The organism is Neobacillus sp. FW104-15D2 (assembly GCF_058790155.1).
This window is the reverse complement of the sequence record NZ_JBYTCJ010000004.1, coordinates 109336-124571: the sequence shown is the minus strand read 5'-3', so window position 1 is coordinate 124571 and position 15236 is coordinate 109336. Positions and strand designations below refer to the sequence as shown.

16 protein-coding genes and 1 riboswitch are annotated in these 15236 nt (G+C 41.2%); of the genes, 3 read left to right on the top strand and 13 right to left on the bottom strand.

All coding sequences use genetic code 11. The features are described 5' to 3' along the window. Positions 1 to 15 precede the first annotated feature (15 nt). Positions 16 to 1383, bottom strand: coding sequence for a 4Fe-4S binding protein (locus AC3WR0_RS05150; RefSeq protein ID WP_492551296.1), 1368 nt, complete (start codon positions 1381 to 1383; stop codon positions 16 to 18). Continuing rightward, the gene (locus AC3WR0_RS05145) at positions 1367 to 1825 is read right to left on the bottom strand and encodes a hypothetical protein (protein ID WP_492551295.1); all 459 of its coding nucleotides are present in this window, start codon (positions 1823 to 1825) and stop codon (positions 1367 to 1369) included. Before AC3WR0_RS05145 ends, AC3WR0_RS05150 begins: the two co-directional genes overlap by 17 nt. A 203-nt stretch (positions 1826 to 2028) precedes the next feature. On the opposite strand from AC3WR0_RS05145, the gene AC3WR0_RS05140 reads away from it, so the two are divergent. Continuing rightward, positions 2029 to 2571 carry a TVP38/TMEM64 family protein gene (locus tag AC3WR0_RS05140; protein WP_492551294.1) on the top strand — a complete coding sequence of 181 codons (543 nt, stop codon included), beginning with the start codon at positions 2029 to 2031 and terminating at the stop codon, positions 2569 to 2571. A gap of 40 nt (positions 2572 to 2611) precedes the next feature. Here AC3WR0_RS05140 and AC3WR0_RS05135 read toward each other — a convergent pair whose 3' ends face one another. Beyond that, positions 2612 to 2938: a four-helix bundle copper-binding protein gene (locus AC3WR0_RS05135; RefSeq protein ID WP_492551293.1), complete on the bottom strand. Its 327-nt coding sequence runs from the start codon at positions 2936 to 2938 to the stop codon at positions 2612 to 2614. 131 nt (positions 2939 to 3069) lie between these two features. Here AC3WR0_RS05135 and AC3WR0_RS05130 point away from each other — a divergent pair, with 131 nt between their 5' ends. Continuing rightward, positions 3070 to 3360 carry a hypothetical protein gene (locus AC3WR0_RS05130; RefSeq protein ID WP_492551292.1) on the top strand — a complete coding sequence of 97 codons (291 nt, stop codon included), beginning with the start codon at positions 3070 to 3072 and terminating at the stop codon, positions 3358 to 3360. 106 nt (positions 3361 to 3466) lie between these two features. Here AC3WR0_RS05130 and AC3WR0_RS05125 read toward each other — a convergent pair whose 3' ends face one another. From AC3WR0_RS05125 to AC3WR0_RS05085, 9 genes are all read right to left on the bottom strand, one after another. Further along, positions 3467 to 4204 carry an urease accessory protein UreH domain-containing protein gene (locus AC3WR0_RS05125; protein WP_492551291.1) on the bottom strand — a complete coding sequence of 246 codons (738 nt, stop codon included), beginning with the start codon at positions 4202 to 4204 and terminating at the stop codon, positions 3467 to 3469. A 76-nt stretch (positions 4205 to 4280) separates the two neighbouring features. Then, positions 4281 to 4676: a hypothetical protein gene (locus AC3WR0_RS05120; RefSeq protein WP_492551290.1), complete on the bottom strand. Its 396-nt coding sequence runs from the start codon at positions 4674 to 4676 to the stop codon at positions 4281 to 4283. 120 nt (positions 4677 to 4796) lie between these two features. After that, a complete protein-coding gene (locus AC3WR0_RS05115; protein WP_492551289.1) occupies positions 4797 to 5216 on the bottom strand; it encodes a VOC family protein in 420 nt (139 codons plus the stop codon). A gap of 106 nt (positions 5217 to 5322) precedes the next feature. Further along, positions 5323 to 6048, bottom strand: a complete 726-nt coding sequence (locus tag AC3WR0_RS05110) for a nucleoside phosphorylase (protein WP_492551288.1) — start codon at positions 6046 to 6048, stop codon at positions 5323 to 5325. After that, the gene (locus AC3WR0_RS05105) at positions 6041 to 6703 is read right to left on the bottom strand and encodes a sulfite oxidase-like oxidoreductase (protein ID WP_492551287.1); all 663 of its coding nucleotides are present in this window, start codon (positions 6701 to 6703) and stop codon (positions 6041 to 6043) included. Before AC3WR0_RS05105 ends, AC3WR0_RS05110 begins: the two co-directional genes overlap by 8 nt. A 25-nt stretch (positions 6704 to 6728) precedes the next feature. After that, a complete protein-coding gene (locus AC3WR0_RS05100) occupies positions 6729 to 7643 on the bottom strand; it encodes an ABC transporter permease (protein ID WP_492551286.1) in 915 nt (304 codons plus the stop codon). Next, the gene (locus AC3WR0_RS05095) at positions 7630 to 8706 is read right to left on the bottom strand and encodes an ABC transporter permease (RefSeq protein ID WP_492551285.1); all 1077 of its coding nucleotides are present in this window, start codon (positions 8704 to 8706) and stop codon (positions 7630 to 7632) included. The genes AC3WR0_RS05100 and AC3WR0_RS05095 overlap by 14 nt, the downstream gene beginning before the upstream one ends. Continuing rightward, complete coding sequence (locus AC3WR0_RS05090; RefSeq protein WP_492551284.1) at positions 8672 to 10210, bottom strand: ABC transporter ATP-binding protein; 1539 nt, start codon at positions 10208 to 10210, stop codon at positions 8672 to 8674. Before AC3WR0_RS05090 ends, AC3WR0_RS05095 begins: the two co-directional genes overlap by 35 nt. 93 nt (positions 10211 to 10303) lie before the next feature. Then, complete coding sequence (locus AC3WR0_RS05085) at positions 10304 to 11323, bottom strand: BMP family protein (RefSeq protein ID WP_492551283.1); 1020 nt, start codon at positions 11321 to 11323, stop codon at positions 10304 to 10306. Between the two features lie 189 nt (positions 11324 to 11512). Beyond that, a riboswitch (SAM riboswitch) is annotated at positions 11513 to 11619 on the bottom strand. 214 nt (positions 11620 to 11833) lie between these two features. On the opposite strand from AC3WR0_RS05085, the gene AC3WR0_RS05080 reads away from it, so the two are divergent. Then, positions 11834 to 12715 carry a LysM peptidoglycan-binding domain-containing protein gene (locus AC3WR0_RS05080; RefSeq protein WP_492551282.1) on the top strand — a complete coding sequence of 294 codons (882 nt, stop codon included), beginning with the start codon at positions 11834 to 11836 and terminating at the stop codon, positions 12713 to 12715. A 119-nt stretch (positions 12716 to 12834) separates the two neighbouring features. Here the strand turns inward: AC3WR0_RS05080 and AC3WR0_RS05075 are convergent, their stop codons facing one another. Then, positions 12835 to 15186, bottom strand: a complete 2352-nt coding sequence (locus AC3WR0_RS05075; protein ID WP_492551281.1) for a hypothetical protein — start codon at positions 15184 to 15186, stop codon at positions 12835 to 12837. Positions 15187 to 15236: the final 50 nt, after the last annotated feature.

The following is a 15236-nucleotide window of genomic DNA, read 5'->3' as shown; positions in this document are numbered from 1 at the left end:
CCCTTCATTTTTATATTAAACTCTGTGCATCATTGGTAAAGAGAATAAGTAGATATTCGCTACAGCCAAAATGACCATTAGAAGATAATAAGGCATCAATTTTTTAAAGGAGCCTTTGTTGCCAATTCTGTATACTGTGTAGCCAGAGCCAACCATACCAATTACGATAATGATGTACTGAAGCATTTGAACGGTTGAATTAGAAGCAAAAGCTAGATCTCCCCTTGTTGCATTCATTCCAAAGAAGGCAGCAGTGTTATACCAGATGGCTTTTCCTTCGGTGAGGATATGGAAAAGGTTATGTGCAAGGTGCCCAGCTAAATCCAACGGAATAATCGCATATCCAAAGCGAATGAAGTTTTTCTTTACTTTTTCAGCAGAACCTCCGGACATGGTTGCAAGCTTCGCTGTACCCAGAAGCAAACCGATAGGAAGCAGCATGGAAATTACATATGCGATTGTGAAATTGATAGTATAGTTGTCTGTTCTTGTGACAGAGCCAATCGCTTTTAAAATGTCCTGCCAAATGGAGACCATTGTAATGTTCTGTACAAATACGATACCCATAATAACTGCTGCAAGGAAAGCGTGCTCGATTTTTGGATTCTTAGTTCCCCACAGTTCTGATGTCGGAATTCGCGGGGTAATTGTAATAGAATTATTAGGACAGTTTTTTACGCAATTTCCACAAAGATTGCAATCAGCACTAGAATCCATAGTACGGACAAATTGGAACATTGGGCAGCCTTCTGCATTTTCTCCGCCCTTAAAACAAGACTGAGTTTTACAGGTTTTACACACATCAGGTGTTCCACGAAGCTCCAGGGCTCCTGAACGGGAGTAGTTACCGGATAGACCTCCAAGGAAGCAGAGGGTTTTACAAAACGTTCTTCTTTCAAAGAAAACAGATGTTATAATCACCATTGTAACGAGAACTAAAAGCAAATATCCTGATCCTCTTGGAGATTCAACAATCCCCCAGATATGGTCACTCCAGGTAATCGCAATAAAGAAAAGGTCAATTAGCCACAAACCGTATTTACGTAAAAATTTAGGCATTGGCCTTTCACTGCCAACTGTCTTGCGGATGATATCACTCAATTTACCAAACGGACAGATCGCACACCAGAAACGTCCTATGAAAAGGAAGAAGATTGGAACAAGCGGCCACCATAGAACCCAGGTTAATGAGGTTCCGACATTCCGGGTAGGATCTACCGTACCGGCAACCAATTCATAGACAATAACGGAGAATACTACAAAAGCTGCCCATTGGAAGATACCGGGATACCAGCGGCTTTTAATAAACTTTTTTACAAGTGGGATGAATAACAAATCAAAAGGTCTCTTCTTATCTATGTTCGTCTTATTTGGAAGCCCCATCTTTAACACCCTTTCTTTTTAAAAACTTATTCCAAATCCCAACGATGACGAAAACAAGGTTAATCAGGCCAAAGGTACCAAGAACAATTCCGTTCGGAGGAGTTTCAACCACCGTTCCATGTCCGTGTTCATGGCCGCCTCCACCCATATCCATACCTTCCATATCGCCGCCGCTATCCTTATGGGTTTGCTCCGATTTTGTGCTTTGGTGTTTATGAGCCGTTTCATCCTTGCCGCTCATATCCATGTCACCCATGTCCATACCGTCCATGCTGTTCCCATCGCTCATATCCATGCCGTCCATATCCTTATCATCCATTGCCGTACCATTCATTTCATGCTTACCAAGATGGCTTGTGTCCGGCGCTTTATGATCATTTCCATGTGCCCAAGCAAATCTTGGACCTGAAAGGCCGATTACCAGTACAAATACGATTAACATCCTCCACTTCAACTTCTTCACCTCATTTTGATATTGGCAATTGTGTTTTTTTGTTTTACTACTTAAGAATTTATAGGAAAAGTGTGCAGAAACTGTGGGTTTTTTTTGTACAAATTTTGTACTTTATCAAAGCGGATTTATTGAGTAGGGAAAAATGGAGTTGACAGGTTAAAATAGTATTAATAAATGGAATTGAGGTTAATATGGAAGATCAATTGCTTACTTGGTTTGAAGCCAGCAGTTCATGGGCTTTTTTAATCAGTATTTTATTTAATACAGTCATTAGTATTTTGGCATTTATTCCGAGTGTTTTTCTTACAGCAGCTAATATGGCCTTTTTTGGATTTTCTAAAGGGCTGCTGATTTCTTTTCTCGGGGAAATTATTGGGGCAATGGTTAGCTTTCTTCTATACAGGTGGGGAATAAAATCACTAGGAGCCCAGAGACTCCTCCAAAATTCATTTCTGAAAAAATTAACGGACACCAGGGGCAGGGAGGCATTTCTTTTAATTGTTATGTTGAGGACGTTTCCGTTTGTTCCTTCCGGTGCAGTGAATATTGCTGCTGCCCTAAGCAAAGTGAGCTTTTTAACCTTTGCACTGGCAAGTTCGGTCGGAAAAATCCCATCTATGCTAATTGAGGGATACTCCGTGAAACAGGTGATGGATTGGTCCTGGGAGGGAAAGGTAATACTTGGACTCTTCTCTCTTTTTCTCCTGGTGATTTATTTAAAAAGAAAAAAATAAATGCGGCACCCCTTTTGGGAACCGCATTTTTCTTTGCCTATTAAGCCATTCTGCGGCATTCCTCCGCACAGCGGAAACAAGCTTCCGCACACTTTTGGCAATGGTCATGATCATGGTTTTTACATTCATTTCCGCACGCTTCGCAAATTTCAGCACAAAGGGAGCAAATCTGACTGGCGAATGGGCTGTTAGTCTGCATAGCCTGGGCGGCAAATGCACAAATATCAGAACATTGCCTGTCCATTCGAATACAATCTGCCATCATCTTCACATTGTCTTCTTTCAGGCATGCATCAAAACAAATATTGCACGCTTCCGCACAATCCAAACAAGCCTGGATACATGATTCATACATTGGATTTAGCATTTATCATCGTCCTCCTTTTAAATTTGGCTACATTAAAACGTTACCCTGGATTTTTTCAATTAAACTGCACAAAAAGAGCATACCTTTCTGCCAAAATTTTTCCATTATATCAAATAGCAGAGTGGAGCTTAATGTCGGACAGATTAATAGAATCATATAAAAAAGATACCGAATCTGTTTACTATACTGGGTTTTTAAATAGTGAGGAAAGATTAAAAGCTTTTAGGACTATTCGACAGAGTCTGATGCAGGTGGTTGCAGATATAGAAAATGGGGAATATGGTAATGACTTTAAAGGCTCAAGCCTAGAACTGGCGGTTACCTCCTTTTCCGAACAAAAACAGGTTTTTGTGGGAGCGGCACATGCCTTCTTCTGGAAACCAAAGTTACGAATACCAGATATCTATGAAAACGAACAGTAGTCTAAGGTGTGACTGTGATACGATGTGTAAATTTGGAGAAAATGCCAGTGTGTTAAAAAAGATTTCTAAAACCGTTTAAAGGCGCCCTCTTTGGCGCCTTTATTTTCTATAAACTCCAATAAGTAATGGTGTCGAGTATCCCTAAGATCAGGATAAACACTCCTGCAATTCGCTGGATGACCACCCCCAGCTTCCGGCCTTTCTTTTTCATTAATTTTCCGCTTAGTTCAAAATATCCGATTAAAAAGACTGCAATAATTACAGGCAGCGAGGTACCGATGGCGAAAACAGCAGGAAGAGCCGCTCCATAGGAAACAGATAAAGTTATCGGCATTAAAGTAAGGAAAAACAGAACAAACATAGTTGGACAAAATCCAAGCGTAAAGCTGACACCCATTAAAAACGCCCCGAGATTGCCTTTCTTTGTAAACCGCTCGGATATATGCCCAAGTGTAATGGTCTTATGAAATTTTATAATGCCAACCATGAAAAGCCCGATAATAATCAATAATGGCCCTACGATTTTCCTCATCCATGGGAACAAAAATATAAGCTGATCCTTTACCTCGCTGCCTATAAGCCAGACAAGGAGCCCGATTCCGCTAAAGACTACTATTTTTCCAAGGACAAAATAAACAACCTCAAGCCACGCAAGCTTTGTTTGAACTGATTTATTTACATAAATCGTTATCGCACCAAGATTTCCTGTGAATTGGCATGGTGCAAGCGCCCCGACAATCCCAAGAATAAAGGCTGATAATAAAGGAATACCTTCAGTACTGCGGCCCATCGATAAAAAAGGCTGGCTCAGGAAATTGCTGATTTGATTGAAAATCTCATACATGGCAGGACCAACTCCTTAAATCTCTTACAATATTAAAATTGTACTATGGTATGCCTCTTTCTGAATGTTAAATATACTACAAATTTAAGGAGAAACTGTGCAGATTGGTAACAAAGCTTAAGTTCTGGATTACGTTGATGTTAGCAGCGCGTTTGGCGGAATCACATAGTGGTTTCGCGGATACATCGTTGAAATTGGCGGAAACATCGTTGAAGTTGGCGGAATCATCGTTGAGATTGCCGGAATTATCGTTGAGATTGGCGGAAACATCGTTGAGATTGGCGGAAACATCGTTGAAGTTGGCGGAAACATCGTTGAGATTGGCGGAAACATCGTTGAGATTGGCGGAAACATCGTTGAGATTGGCGGGATTATCGTTGTGGATGGCGGAATTCTGTAGTGATTTTGCGGGATTATCGTTTGGATATAGGCTAAAGACCCATCCCATATAGAATATAAGTGGTGCAAACATGGCTATGAACGACCATAAGTATTGAAAAAGGAGTCCCGTTCTCTCATGGTTGCCCGGTCCGCGGTCAATTTTAAAGTTAAAGAAAAACACCACTTTTAAAAAATGGTGTTTGAACAATTCTTATTTAGCTGTGTCTGTTGAAAGCTGCCAAGTGACGCCAAATTTGTCAGTAAGCTGACCATAGGAAGGGCTCCAAAAGGTTTGCTGCAGCTCCATGATCACCTTGCCGCCTTCTTTTAACTTTTCATAAACTTCCTTTGTGGTTTCCGGATTATCAAACAGAACCGCAATTGATACTTGGTCTCCGACTTGATACGGATTGCCAGGGAAGGTATCGGATAGCATAAGATTGAAACCGCCAACTTGTAATTGAGCATTTAATACTAGATTTTTAACGTTTTCAGGCTTGTCAGCATTGCCTGGCATGTCACCAAAGGTTTGGAGGCTAACAACCTCAGCACCTAGTGCATTTTCATAAAACTTAACTGCTTCCTGTCCATTTCCGTTCATAACGAGATATGGATAAATATTGGTAATCATTAAGAAACACCTCTCCATTTAGATTCAATCAATAACTTCAATTATTGGTATACTTAATCCTTCATAAACAAAAAAAAAAAGAAAAACCTGCAGAACTTCTGCAGGCTTACTTTAAGGAAGCAAGAGCATTTAAAGCAATGATCGCTTCCTCTTTAATTGCCTTTTGGACAAGGTCAGTATGAGGATTATAGTTTTCGAGTAAATCAGAATCGGCAAAGCCATCGATCGCCAAAATAGCTCCAGCTTTGACTCCCCGTAACGAAGCTATGACAAACAGGGCAGAATTCTCCATCTCAACAGCCTTTACCCCGGCCTTTTTATATAAATGATGAGGAAATTCCAATACACCTGAATAAAAGGCATCAAGAGTTAATGTAAGTCCTTCAGTAACTGAAAGGTCAGTCTCTTTGCCGGACTCAACTAAAGCTTCCACAATCAAGCGGTCAGCAATTGCAGGAAAACCGGAAGGCACAAGCTGGCTGGTCAGCCCGTCTGTTCTTGCAGCCGCTGTACTAATAACGAGACTTCCAGGTGGTACCTCCTTATCATAGGAACCGGCCGTTCCGACTCGGATAATCGCTTCCACTCCGCCTTTAGCTAATTCTTCAAAACAGACTGCGGCACCTGGCGCACCAACCCCATGGCTGACAACGCCGATTTCTGTCCCGTTCCATTCCCCTTTAAAGCTGTGATACTCGCGATTCTCCGCTAGCTTTACAGGCGCACTCAATTTTGAAGCTATTTCACCTGCGCGGTGTGGATCACCGCATACAATCATCCGTTTCGGCAAATCCCCTGGGTTAATTTTTAAATTAGGCAAACTATCAGTCATATTCTTTTCTCTCCCATTCATCTTCAGGAATGGGAAGATCTTCACCAGAAAAACGCTCTTCCTTAAATGGATCTCCATTAATATGAAAACCATTTTGCTCCCAGAAGCCTGGGCTGTTTTCGTCCAAAAATTCAATGCCGCGAACCCACTTTACACTTTTCCAAAAATAAAGATGCGGAACAACGAGGCGAAGCGGCCAGCCATGTTTATCCGTGAGCGGCTTTCCTTCAAAGGAATGGGCTAGAAGCACATCATCCCGGTCCAGATCCGTTAAGGCGAGATTAGCCGTATAATCAGGGTCAGCATGCAGGATCACATATTTTCCTTTTGGCTCGACACCGAGTACCTTTAAAAAATCACTGAATTTAACCCCAGTAAACTGATTATCAAATCTTGACCATCTGGTTACGCAATGAATATCACAGGTAACAGATGACTGGGGCATGTCCAAAATTTCTTGATAGGTTACGGTTACAGGTGTTTTAACCGCTCCAAAAATCTTTAAATCCCAATTTTCCAAGTCATATTCAGGCACTTCCCCCTCGTGTAAGATAGGGAAACGCTCAGTCAATACTTGTCCTGGCGGAAGGCGTTTAGCAAGTGCAGGGTCAACCGCTGGAACCTTTGTTTTTCGAATTCGCTCTGCTTTATCCATGAAAACACTCCTAAATGATGATTTTTTAGCGTGAGCTCTGCTGTTTATTTTGGCTTCCCATTCCCTTATCACGGAGGAAAAACATAGCCAGCAAGGTAATAACGTATGGGAGCATGGCTGTAAACTGAGTAGGCATCGAGAAGCCTTGAAGCCGGATACTAAGAGCATCCATCAGGCCAAACAGTAAGCTTGCCGCCATGACTCCAATCGGATGTGACTGTCCGAGCATCATGGCAACGAGGGCAATAAACCCGCGACCTGCTGTCATGCCTTCCGAAAACATGGTCACCTGTCCAAGTGAAAGCTGCGCACCTGCAAGACCGCATAAAATACCACAAAGAATAACCGCGGAATATTGAATCGTTGTAACCTTTAATCCAAGGCTTCTGCTGGCTGTTTCATTCATTCCAGCCGCTAAAAACCGGAAGCCCGCTACAGTACGATAAAAAAAGAAGTAAAGCAAAATTGCAATTAAAAATGCAACATAGACGAGCAATGACTGCCCCGATAAAATTTTTCCAAACACCGGAATATTTTCTATAACAGGGAGGTGCAATTTAGGCAGTCCGGCCATATTTTTATCATAATAAGCGCCCTTTACATTAAAAATCGTACGGAGTGCAAAGGTGGTACCACCAAGAGCCAAAAAGTTAATCGCAATACCCGCAACAATTTGATTTGCTTTCAAATGAATCGCTGTATAACCGAAGATTAATGAAACGGCTGCCGTAACAGCTGCTGCAAAGAGAACGGCAAGGAACACACTTCCGGTCAGATGATTTCCTACAATCGCAGAAAAGGCGCCAACTAGGACAAGCCCCTCCAAGCCGACATTAAAGATCCCAACTTTTGTGCAAATAGCTCCGCCAAGGGCAGCCAGAAGGATCGGTGTAACCATTCTCAAAGTTGAATTTAATAGGGACAGGTCAAACCACTCCATGTGTATCCCTCCCCTTCCGTTTACGTTTCCACCAGCTATATGTAAATCTAGCTGAAATAAATAAGATAAGAACAGCCTGAATCACATTTGATATTTCAAGGGGAACTTCTGTATTTCTCTCCATCCCCATTCCGCCAGTCTGAAGGGCAGCCAGAAGGATAGAAGAAACAACAACTCCTAATGGATTGGAGTTAGCAAGAAGAGTTGCCATAATGCCTGTCCATGCAAGGCCTGGCGCAGTTAAAGCACCATCAACAAAACGGTACTGGCTTCCGAGGACCTCCACTGTTCCTGCAAGACCAGCTAAACCACCGCTCCAAAACATGCTAAAAAGCAGAACCTTCATTTTGTTTACGCCGCCATATTCAGCAAAGAAAGGATTCATCCCTGTCATTTTCAATTCATAGCCGATAGCAGTTGATTTAAAAATAACATAGAAAATAATAGCTGCTGCTATCGCTATAATAAAGCCAGCATGAAGGGTCATACCCGTAAAAAGCTTCGGCAGCCAGGCAGCCTGCTCTAACATGGGTGTCTGGGCCAAAGCAGCAGAGCCTGTTTTATCCTGAAAAGGTCCTGAAACCATATAGCTGGCGAATAAAGTAGCGATATAGTTTAAGAGAAGGGTAGAAATCAAAAGCTGTACCTTAAATTTAGCCTCCAGCCATCCCGCAAAGAAGGACCATATTCCCCCAGCGATTATCCCGGCTGCCAGAGCAGCAATGATTTTAACAAAGCCAGGACCAGGCACATATAGTGCAGCCAATGCAGCAGACAAAGCCCCCAGCACCATCTGTCCTTCGGCTCCTAGATTAAAAACCCCTGCCCTGAAAGCCAGAGCAACACCAAGACCAACCAACATAATAGGAGTAGATCTTGCAAGTGTGGAGGTTATAAAATAAAAGTTGCCAAAAGCACCGTTCCACATTTCCTTATAGGCAGTCAGAATCGATTCCCCAACAAGACTAATGGCAATGGCCCCTGTTATTAAGCCAATGATAACCGCCAGCAAAGGCTGTGCTAATGAACTAAACAGTTGCCGAAGCTTTAATTGTAGAGTCATGCTGTTTACCTCCTGCCATTAATAAACTTAACCGTTCTTCTGTTGCGTCTTTCCGCTCCATCTCTCCTGCTATTTCACCTTCATACATCACGAGAATTCGGTCAGAGAGCGATAAAATCTCTGAAAGCTCTGAAGAAACCAGTAAAATACCATCTCCATTGTTACGCTTCGCAATAAGCTTTTCATGGATAATTTCCATCGCACCGATGTCTACCCCACGGGTTGGCTCAGCCGCAATGAGGAAAGGAGCACCGTGGCCAATTTCCCTGGCAGCAATCAGCTTTTGCAAATTTCCTCCAGAAAGGTTTCCTGCTTTCGGCTGCCCGGAAGGAATTCTAATGTCAAATTGCTCAATCCAGTTCTTCAGCAAACGGCCAAAAGATTTCTTTTTCAAAAATGATAGCTTTTTATATTCCGGCTGATTGTAAAAGCCCATTAATGCTACTTCATCAACCGTAGCGTCTTTAGCGGCTCCCCACAAGTAACGGTCCTCCGGTATATGGGATAATCCTTTATCCCGGATGGCTTTTACCGATTGGTTAGTAACTTCTTTTCCACCCAGTAAAACCGAACCTTGTTCTGTTCTGCGAAGGCCTGAAATAACCTGCAGTAATTCAGACTGGCCATTTCCCGATACTCCAGCTATGCCAACAATTTCACCATGATTAACAGTAAAAGAAACATCATTTAGTAACGGCTTTTCCTCTTTTTCTTTTACCGTTACATCTTTCACTTCAAGAAGCGGTGCTCCGTTCAGTTTAACCCGGGAGGTAAGCTCACGAAGCTCCCTTCCCACCATTCGCTGTGCCAGTTGATCGATGTTGGTCTCTTTTTTGGCAAAGGTTCCGGTCATCTTTCCATTTCGCAGGACGGTTATGTGATCAGCAGCCTCCATTACCTCTCTCAGCTTATGGGTAATTAAAATAACGCTTTTCCCCTGGTCAGCGAGGTATCTGACAGTTTTTAAAAGCTCTGTAACCTCCAAAGGAGTAAGAACGGCAGTCGGTTCATCAAGAATAATAATCTCCGCTCCCTGATAAAGGACCTTTAAGATTTCAATCCGCTGTTGTTCGCCGACAGAGCATTTTGCCGCTTTAACAGAAGGCCGAACACTGATTTTATATTGTTCCGAAAGAGAACCGACAGAATCTTCAGCTTCTTTCCTTTTAAAAAATCCCAGTTTGCCAGGTTCACGCCCAATTACAATATTTTCCGCGGCAGTAAAGTCAGGGAACAACATAAAATGCTGATGGACCATTCCGATTCCATGTTTAATAGCGTCATTTGGACCATTCAAATCCAGTGGCTTTCCTTCCAGCAGCATTTCACCGGAAGTAGGCTTTTCCATGCCATAAAGCATGCGCATTAATGTTGTCTTGCCCGCACCGTTTTCCCCAACAATGGCATGTACCTCTCCCCTATTTACTGTCAGGGAAACATCTTCATTGGCAAAAAAATCACCGTATTTCTTTGTCATATTCTTCATTTCCAGACGTGCTGTCATAATGTCCCTCCTTTTGTGGAAAATGTAGGTAATGAATCCCTATAACACATGCGAACCGACTGCTAAGGCAGCCGGTTCACAGTACCATTTATCTTATTTTGCAAGCGGGTTTTTAACTTCTTTCTTGCCTGACTTAATATCTTCAGCAATAGCTTTTACTTTATCAATGGCTGCTTGTCCTACAAACGGATTTAAAGGAGTTTTGCTGTCTCTTGTAACATATGTTAAGCCAACGCCATCCTCTTTTAAGCCGTAAGAAACTTCCCCAGCCTTATACTTGCCTTCAGTGAAATCTTTAACGGTTTGATACGCTGCTGTATCTGTCCCTTTTAATTGGGAAAGGACAACATGAGCTGGGTCAATAACTGTTCTATCTACGTCCTGGCCAGCAGTATAGAACCCTTTTTCTTTCGCTGCTTCAAATACACCTAAGTCACCAACAGCTGATGCACCCGCAATAAAGTCTGCTCCTTTGGATGCCTGAAGAAGGGCTAACTCTTTTGCTTTGGCAGGATCCGTAAAGCTGCCAACATAGTTTAATAGGAATTGTGCATTTGGATTCGTTTCCTTGAGGCCATTTTCAAAAGAAACCGTCCATTTTTTCATCATTGGGATATCCTGTGCTGCAACCATTCCGACCTTGTTTGTCTTAGTGGACAAGCCAGCTGCTGCACCCAGCAGGTAAGCTGCTTCCTGTTCCTTAAAGGTTACACTTCGAACATTTGGAAGATCTACAACTGTATCAATAATGGCAAACTTCTTATCAGGATTTTCAGCTGCTACTTTTTTAAGAGCATCTTCTGATTCAAATGATGAAGTGATAATCAAATCATAGCCTTCAGAAACGGCAACGCGCAGATTATCTTCAATAGCCGCATGGTCTGTTGATTCAATCGTTTTTAGGTCTGCCCCTGCTTCTTTAGCAGCCTTCTTAGCTCCCTCATCCATCTGCTGGAAGAAAGGATTAACACCAATTTTTTCAGGAAGAACAAGAGCTATCTTTTTCTTCTTATTTGAATCCTCTGTCTTGTTTCCACCCTTTTCTGAAGAACCGGATTGGCAGCCCGCTAATAAAAGGGCAATAATAGCAAATAAAATATAAAACTTCTTCATCTTGTGTATTTCCCCCTATGCTGTTTTCGTGTTTTTAAATGTTATATAGCTAACTTACTAGAAAAATGACTGAAATTCAACCTAAACATGAACTTTTATAAAAATAAATATATATAATGTTCGTGTTTTAGGTTAAAAACCAAATAAAAAACTCCTCCTGGAAAGGAAGAGTTATATTTTATATTCTCTCCCTCATCTATCAGAACGTAAAGTTCTGCTGGAATTGGCACCATTCTATTAAAAATAGCGGTTGCCGGGCATCATAGGGCCAGTCCCTCTGCCTCTCTGGATAAGGTTATTACTATATTCACTTTTAAAACGTTATTCTCATTTTATCGAATTATTATAATATTGCAAGAGTTATTTTTATATTTATATAATAACTTTAGTTTGTCATTTTTTGGAAACACCAACTATAAGTATTAAAGTCCTATTTTTCGACCTATCCTACCATGTTAATATGAAAATGGAAGAAAAATACCAAATAATAAAATGACAAGGGGACTTTACGTGATCACGAAAAAATCCTTAGCTGCATCCGTTCTTGCTACTTCCTTAATTTTCTCAGGCGGAGTATTATCTGCGCCTTTGATGTCACACGTTTCCGCCGCCCAGACAACGAATTATCAAACACAATTAAATACGCTTTCAACTTATTATGCCGGCATTTTACGGACTCTGGAAAACTACTCAAATAAATTGGACAAAGCAAAAACTGAAAAAGAAGCCATGGATATTTATGACCATTACCTTACCTACTTTGAAAAGGTATTAGATACAGACACCCCTATCAAAGGCTATAACTCCGAAATTCAGCTGATGGATGAATATATTTATAATAGTTTAGTAGAAATGTATAACTTTGAAGTGGACACAGTCGATTATGAAAATGGGGATCTTTCTGAGGCAGATTATAAAAAAGCTTATCAAAATATGACCAGCTACGTGGATACACAGGATTCCCTTTTTAAGAAGGCCGCTGCATCCTATAAAGCCAAGTATAAAGTTACTTTTGGCAAAGACATGCTCTATCTCCTTGACCAAAGTGCAGAATCAGAAGTACCACCGATCCAGGGGAAAACATATACAGTGATAAAAGGCGACACACTTTACAGCATTTCCAAAAGAAATAAAACCACTGTCAGCACCTTGAAAAAGTTAAACAATCTTAAGAGCGATTTCATAAGAGTGGGACAGATAATCAAACTGCCTTCAGCGCCTGTTAACACTCCAGCTCCTTCTGCTGCTTTTACTGTTAAGAAAGGCGATACACTTTACAGCATTGGCAAAAAGGTAAAGTTATCCGTTGCTGAACTGAAAAAACTTAACAACTTGAAAAGTGACCGGATTTATCCTGGACAAGTGCTTAAACTGAAAAAAGTAAACTATTAAAAACGGCCGGTACTAATCGTTTAAACATACAGAACCATTCGGCAGCTTTGTTATAGACTTCATTTTATATATGTACACCAAAAAGGGCCTGGAAAATTCCATGCCCTTTTCTTTATTTTCTATTGCCAGCCATCCTGCAGGTTAAGGTCCAGGGTACTAACTTCCTCACCGCCTACAAAAAGCTTACCGCCTTCAATGGTAAATTCTTTATCAAAATTATACACAGCGTCATTTTTAAATTCCTGGACAAAAGCAATTTTGTACTGCCCATCCGGTAGACGTCCTTGATAAAACCCATTTTGTAACCAACTGGAGCCTATAAATTCTCCATCAAGTGTAGCGAAAACTACGTTGCCATCTGCTACCAGTTGTTCACCATTAAGGACTGTACCAGATACGGATACAGCGGGCACCTGTATATCAAGCTGTTCCGTCTGAACACCATTTATAAATAATTGACCAGATTTCATACTAAATTCAGTACCTGGACTAAAATCGGTCCCATCATAAAGATAAACTTCATTCACTTTGTAATCCCCATCTGGCAAACGGAATTGGAATCGGCCTTCCTCATTTGCCTGGCTCCACATCCAAATAGGATTATCAGCATCATTCATTTCCGAAATATAAACATCACCCATTACAGGATTTCCGGATTCTGCTAGTATTCCTGTTAATGTAATCGGAGGAACTGAGATTCCAAGTACACTTTGCAATTCGCTATTAACATACGTTTTCCCATCAATAATGGAGAATGATTGATTTATATAGCCAACGGTTCCATCCTCAAGCTGAACGTCATTTACTATATAATCCCCATCACCCAGGCGCATAGTAAAGGTGCCGTCACTATTAATACTCTTCCAGGTATAAAAACTTTGGTCAGGAGTGCTAACAGTAATATAGCCACCCGTTACATTTGCGTCTCCATCTTTAACTAAAGCATGTAAACTAACAGGCGGAATCTGAAGCTTCAATAGGGGCTGCTCTTTTCCACCAACAAACAATTTCCCGTTGATAATATCAAAAGTGGCCGAGATCGCGACGTCCTGGTCTTCCTCAAATAAATAGGCACCCCTAACATTATAGCTTCCGTCTGTTAAACGTAAGGAGTAAACCCCGGTCTCATCAGTTTGAGCATAATACCCTTCAGCATTTCCATCCTCTAAGGATTTTTCAATATAGACTGAACCCTGAAACGAATTCCCTGAGTCCATCAATTTTCCGCTAAGAGTAACAGGTGGCAGCTTAATATTTAATGCTGATACCACTTGCCCATTCTGAAAAAGTTTTCCATTATGAACTTCAAAAGGAAGATTTACCGGCGTACCTCGATATTGTTCATCAACAAAAGTGACAGCATAATAGCCATCTTGAAATCTATATTGGAATCCACCTTTAGTATCAACAGGAATGCCTATCCAAATTCCACTTCCATCGGAAGTATTTCCCTCAATATTTATATACGCATTCGCAATTGGTTTCTTCCCATCTGAAAGAGTACCCTTGACGTTTATATCCGGAACCTTTATTTGGATTGAAGAGACCTTTACTCCCTTAATGTAGATCTTGCCTTCTCGTACTTCAAAGGTTGTAGCTGGCCATGCCGAATAGGTTTGGTGGTCAATACCAATGTTATACCTCCCGTCAGGCAGCGTTCTTAAAGAAAATTCTCCTTGGTTGTTGGATACGACGTACTGAATGAACTCGGTGTCATAATCATTTTCTGAGAGAAGCCTTTCTAAAACAATATTGGCTCCCACTAATGGCTTGGAGGTATCTCCAACCTTTCCTTTAATAGAATTGACAGGAATGTTAATGGAAAGACTTGTTTGCTGCTCGCCTTCCACTAAGACTTTTCCAGCTTCCACTGTGAACCCTAAATCATACCGATAAAATCCATTATCCGACTGAATCCCAAAAAGATAGTAATTTCCATCCGGAAGGGAAGCAGAAAAACTTCCATTGCCTTTTGAAGATATAGTATAAATTTCTTCCTCTTCTTCACTATATTTTGAAATAATTAAATCTGCTTTTAAACCACTGGTGCCTTCCTTTAATACACCATTAAAATTACTTGCTTCAGCTGTAGGCTTCTTCGCCTGTTCCTTTTTGGAAAGGGTGATCACGCCTTCTTTTAACCCTTTGATCTTACCTTCTTTTACAACAAAATTTTTATTCGTACCATACCAGCCGGTGTTTTTACCTTTTACACCTTTAACAGTATATGTACCATCCTTTAAATTCTTCCTAAAGGAACCGCTGCCATCCGTCATGATAGGAATCCTTTTTGAGCTTCCCTGCTCACTTATCATGACTAAGCTGTTTTTTATTGGCGCAGACTTCTCTTTGATGGTACCCTTTACTCCTTTCGCTGATATGTCTTTACTTGCTGCTGCATGAACATTGCCTAACGCAACGCTCATGAACATGATGACTAATAAAAGCACGTTCACTACTTTTTTCCTCATCCTTTTTCCCCCGTCTCATAATAGTAAAAAATAATAGCCTTCTTCTAGAA

Bases quoted from the DNA above. Each gene is read 5' to 3' on its own strand.
- AC3WR0_RS05150 (WP_492551296.1), bottom strand. From the start codon at position 1,383: ATGGGGCTTCCAAATAAGACGAACATAGATAAGAAGAGACCTTTTGAT.
- AC3WR0_RS05145 (WP_492551295.1), bottom strand. From the start codon at position 1,825: ATGTTAATCGTATTTGTACTGGTAATCGGCCTTTCAGGTCCAAGATTT.
- AC3WR0_RS05140 (WP_492551294.1), top strand. From the start codon at position 2,029: ATGGAAGATCAATTGCTTACTTGGTTTGAAGCCAGCAGTTCATGGGCT.
- AC3WR0_RS05135 (WP_492551293.1), bottom strand. From the start codon at position 2,938: ATGCTAAATCCAATGTATGAATCATGTATCCAGGCTTGTTTGGATTGT.
- AC3WR0_RS05130 (WP_492551292.1), top strand. From the start codon at position 3,070: ATGTCGGACAGATTAATAGAATCATATAAAAAAGATACCGAATCTGTT.
- AC3WR0_RS05125 (WP_492551291.1), bottom strand. From the start codon at position 4,204: ATGTATGAGATTTTCAATCAAATCAGCAATTTCCTGAGCCAGCCTTTT.
- AC3WR0_RS05120 (WP_492551290.1), bottom strand. From the start codon at position 4,676: ATGTTTGCACCACTTATATTCTATATGGGATGGGTCTTTAGCCTATAT.
- AC3WR0_RS05115 (WP_492551289.1), bottom strand. From the start codon at position 5,216: ATGATTACCAATATTTATCCATATCTCGTTATGAACGGAAATGGACAG.
- AC3WR0_RS05110 (WP_492551288.1), bottom strand. From the start codon at position 6,048: ATGACTGATAGTTTGCCTAATTTAAAAATTAACCCAGGGGATTTGCCG.
- AC3WR0_RS05105 (WP_492551287.1), bottom strand. From the start codon at position 6,703: ATGGATAAAGCAGAGCGAATTCGAAAAACAAAGGTTCCAGCGGTTGAC.
- AC3WR0_RS05100 (WP_492551286.1), bottom strand. From the start codon at position 7,643: ATGGAGTGGTTTGACCTGTCCCTATTAAATTCAACTTTGAGAATGGTT.
- AC3WR0_RS05095 (WP_492551285.1), bottom strand. From the start codon at position 8,706: ATGACTCTACAATTAAAGCTTCGGCAACTGTTTAGTTCATTAGCACAG.
- AC3WR0_RS05090 (WP_492551284.1), bottom strand. From the start codon at position 10,210: ATGACAGCACGTCTGGAAATGAAGAATATGACAAAGAAATACGGTGAT.
- AC3WR0_RS05085 (WP_492551283.1), bottom strand. From the start codon at position 11,323: ATGAAGAAGTTTTATATTTTATTTGCTATTATTGCCCTTTTATTAGCG.
- AC3WR0_RS05075 (WP_492551281.1), bottom strand. From the start codon at position 15,186: ATGAGGAAAAAAGTAGTGAACGTGCTTTTATTAGTCATCATGTTCATG.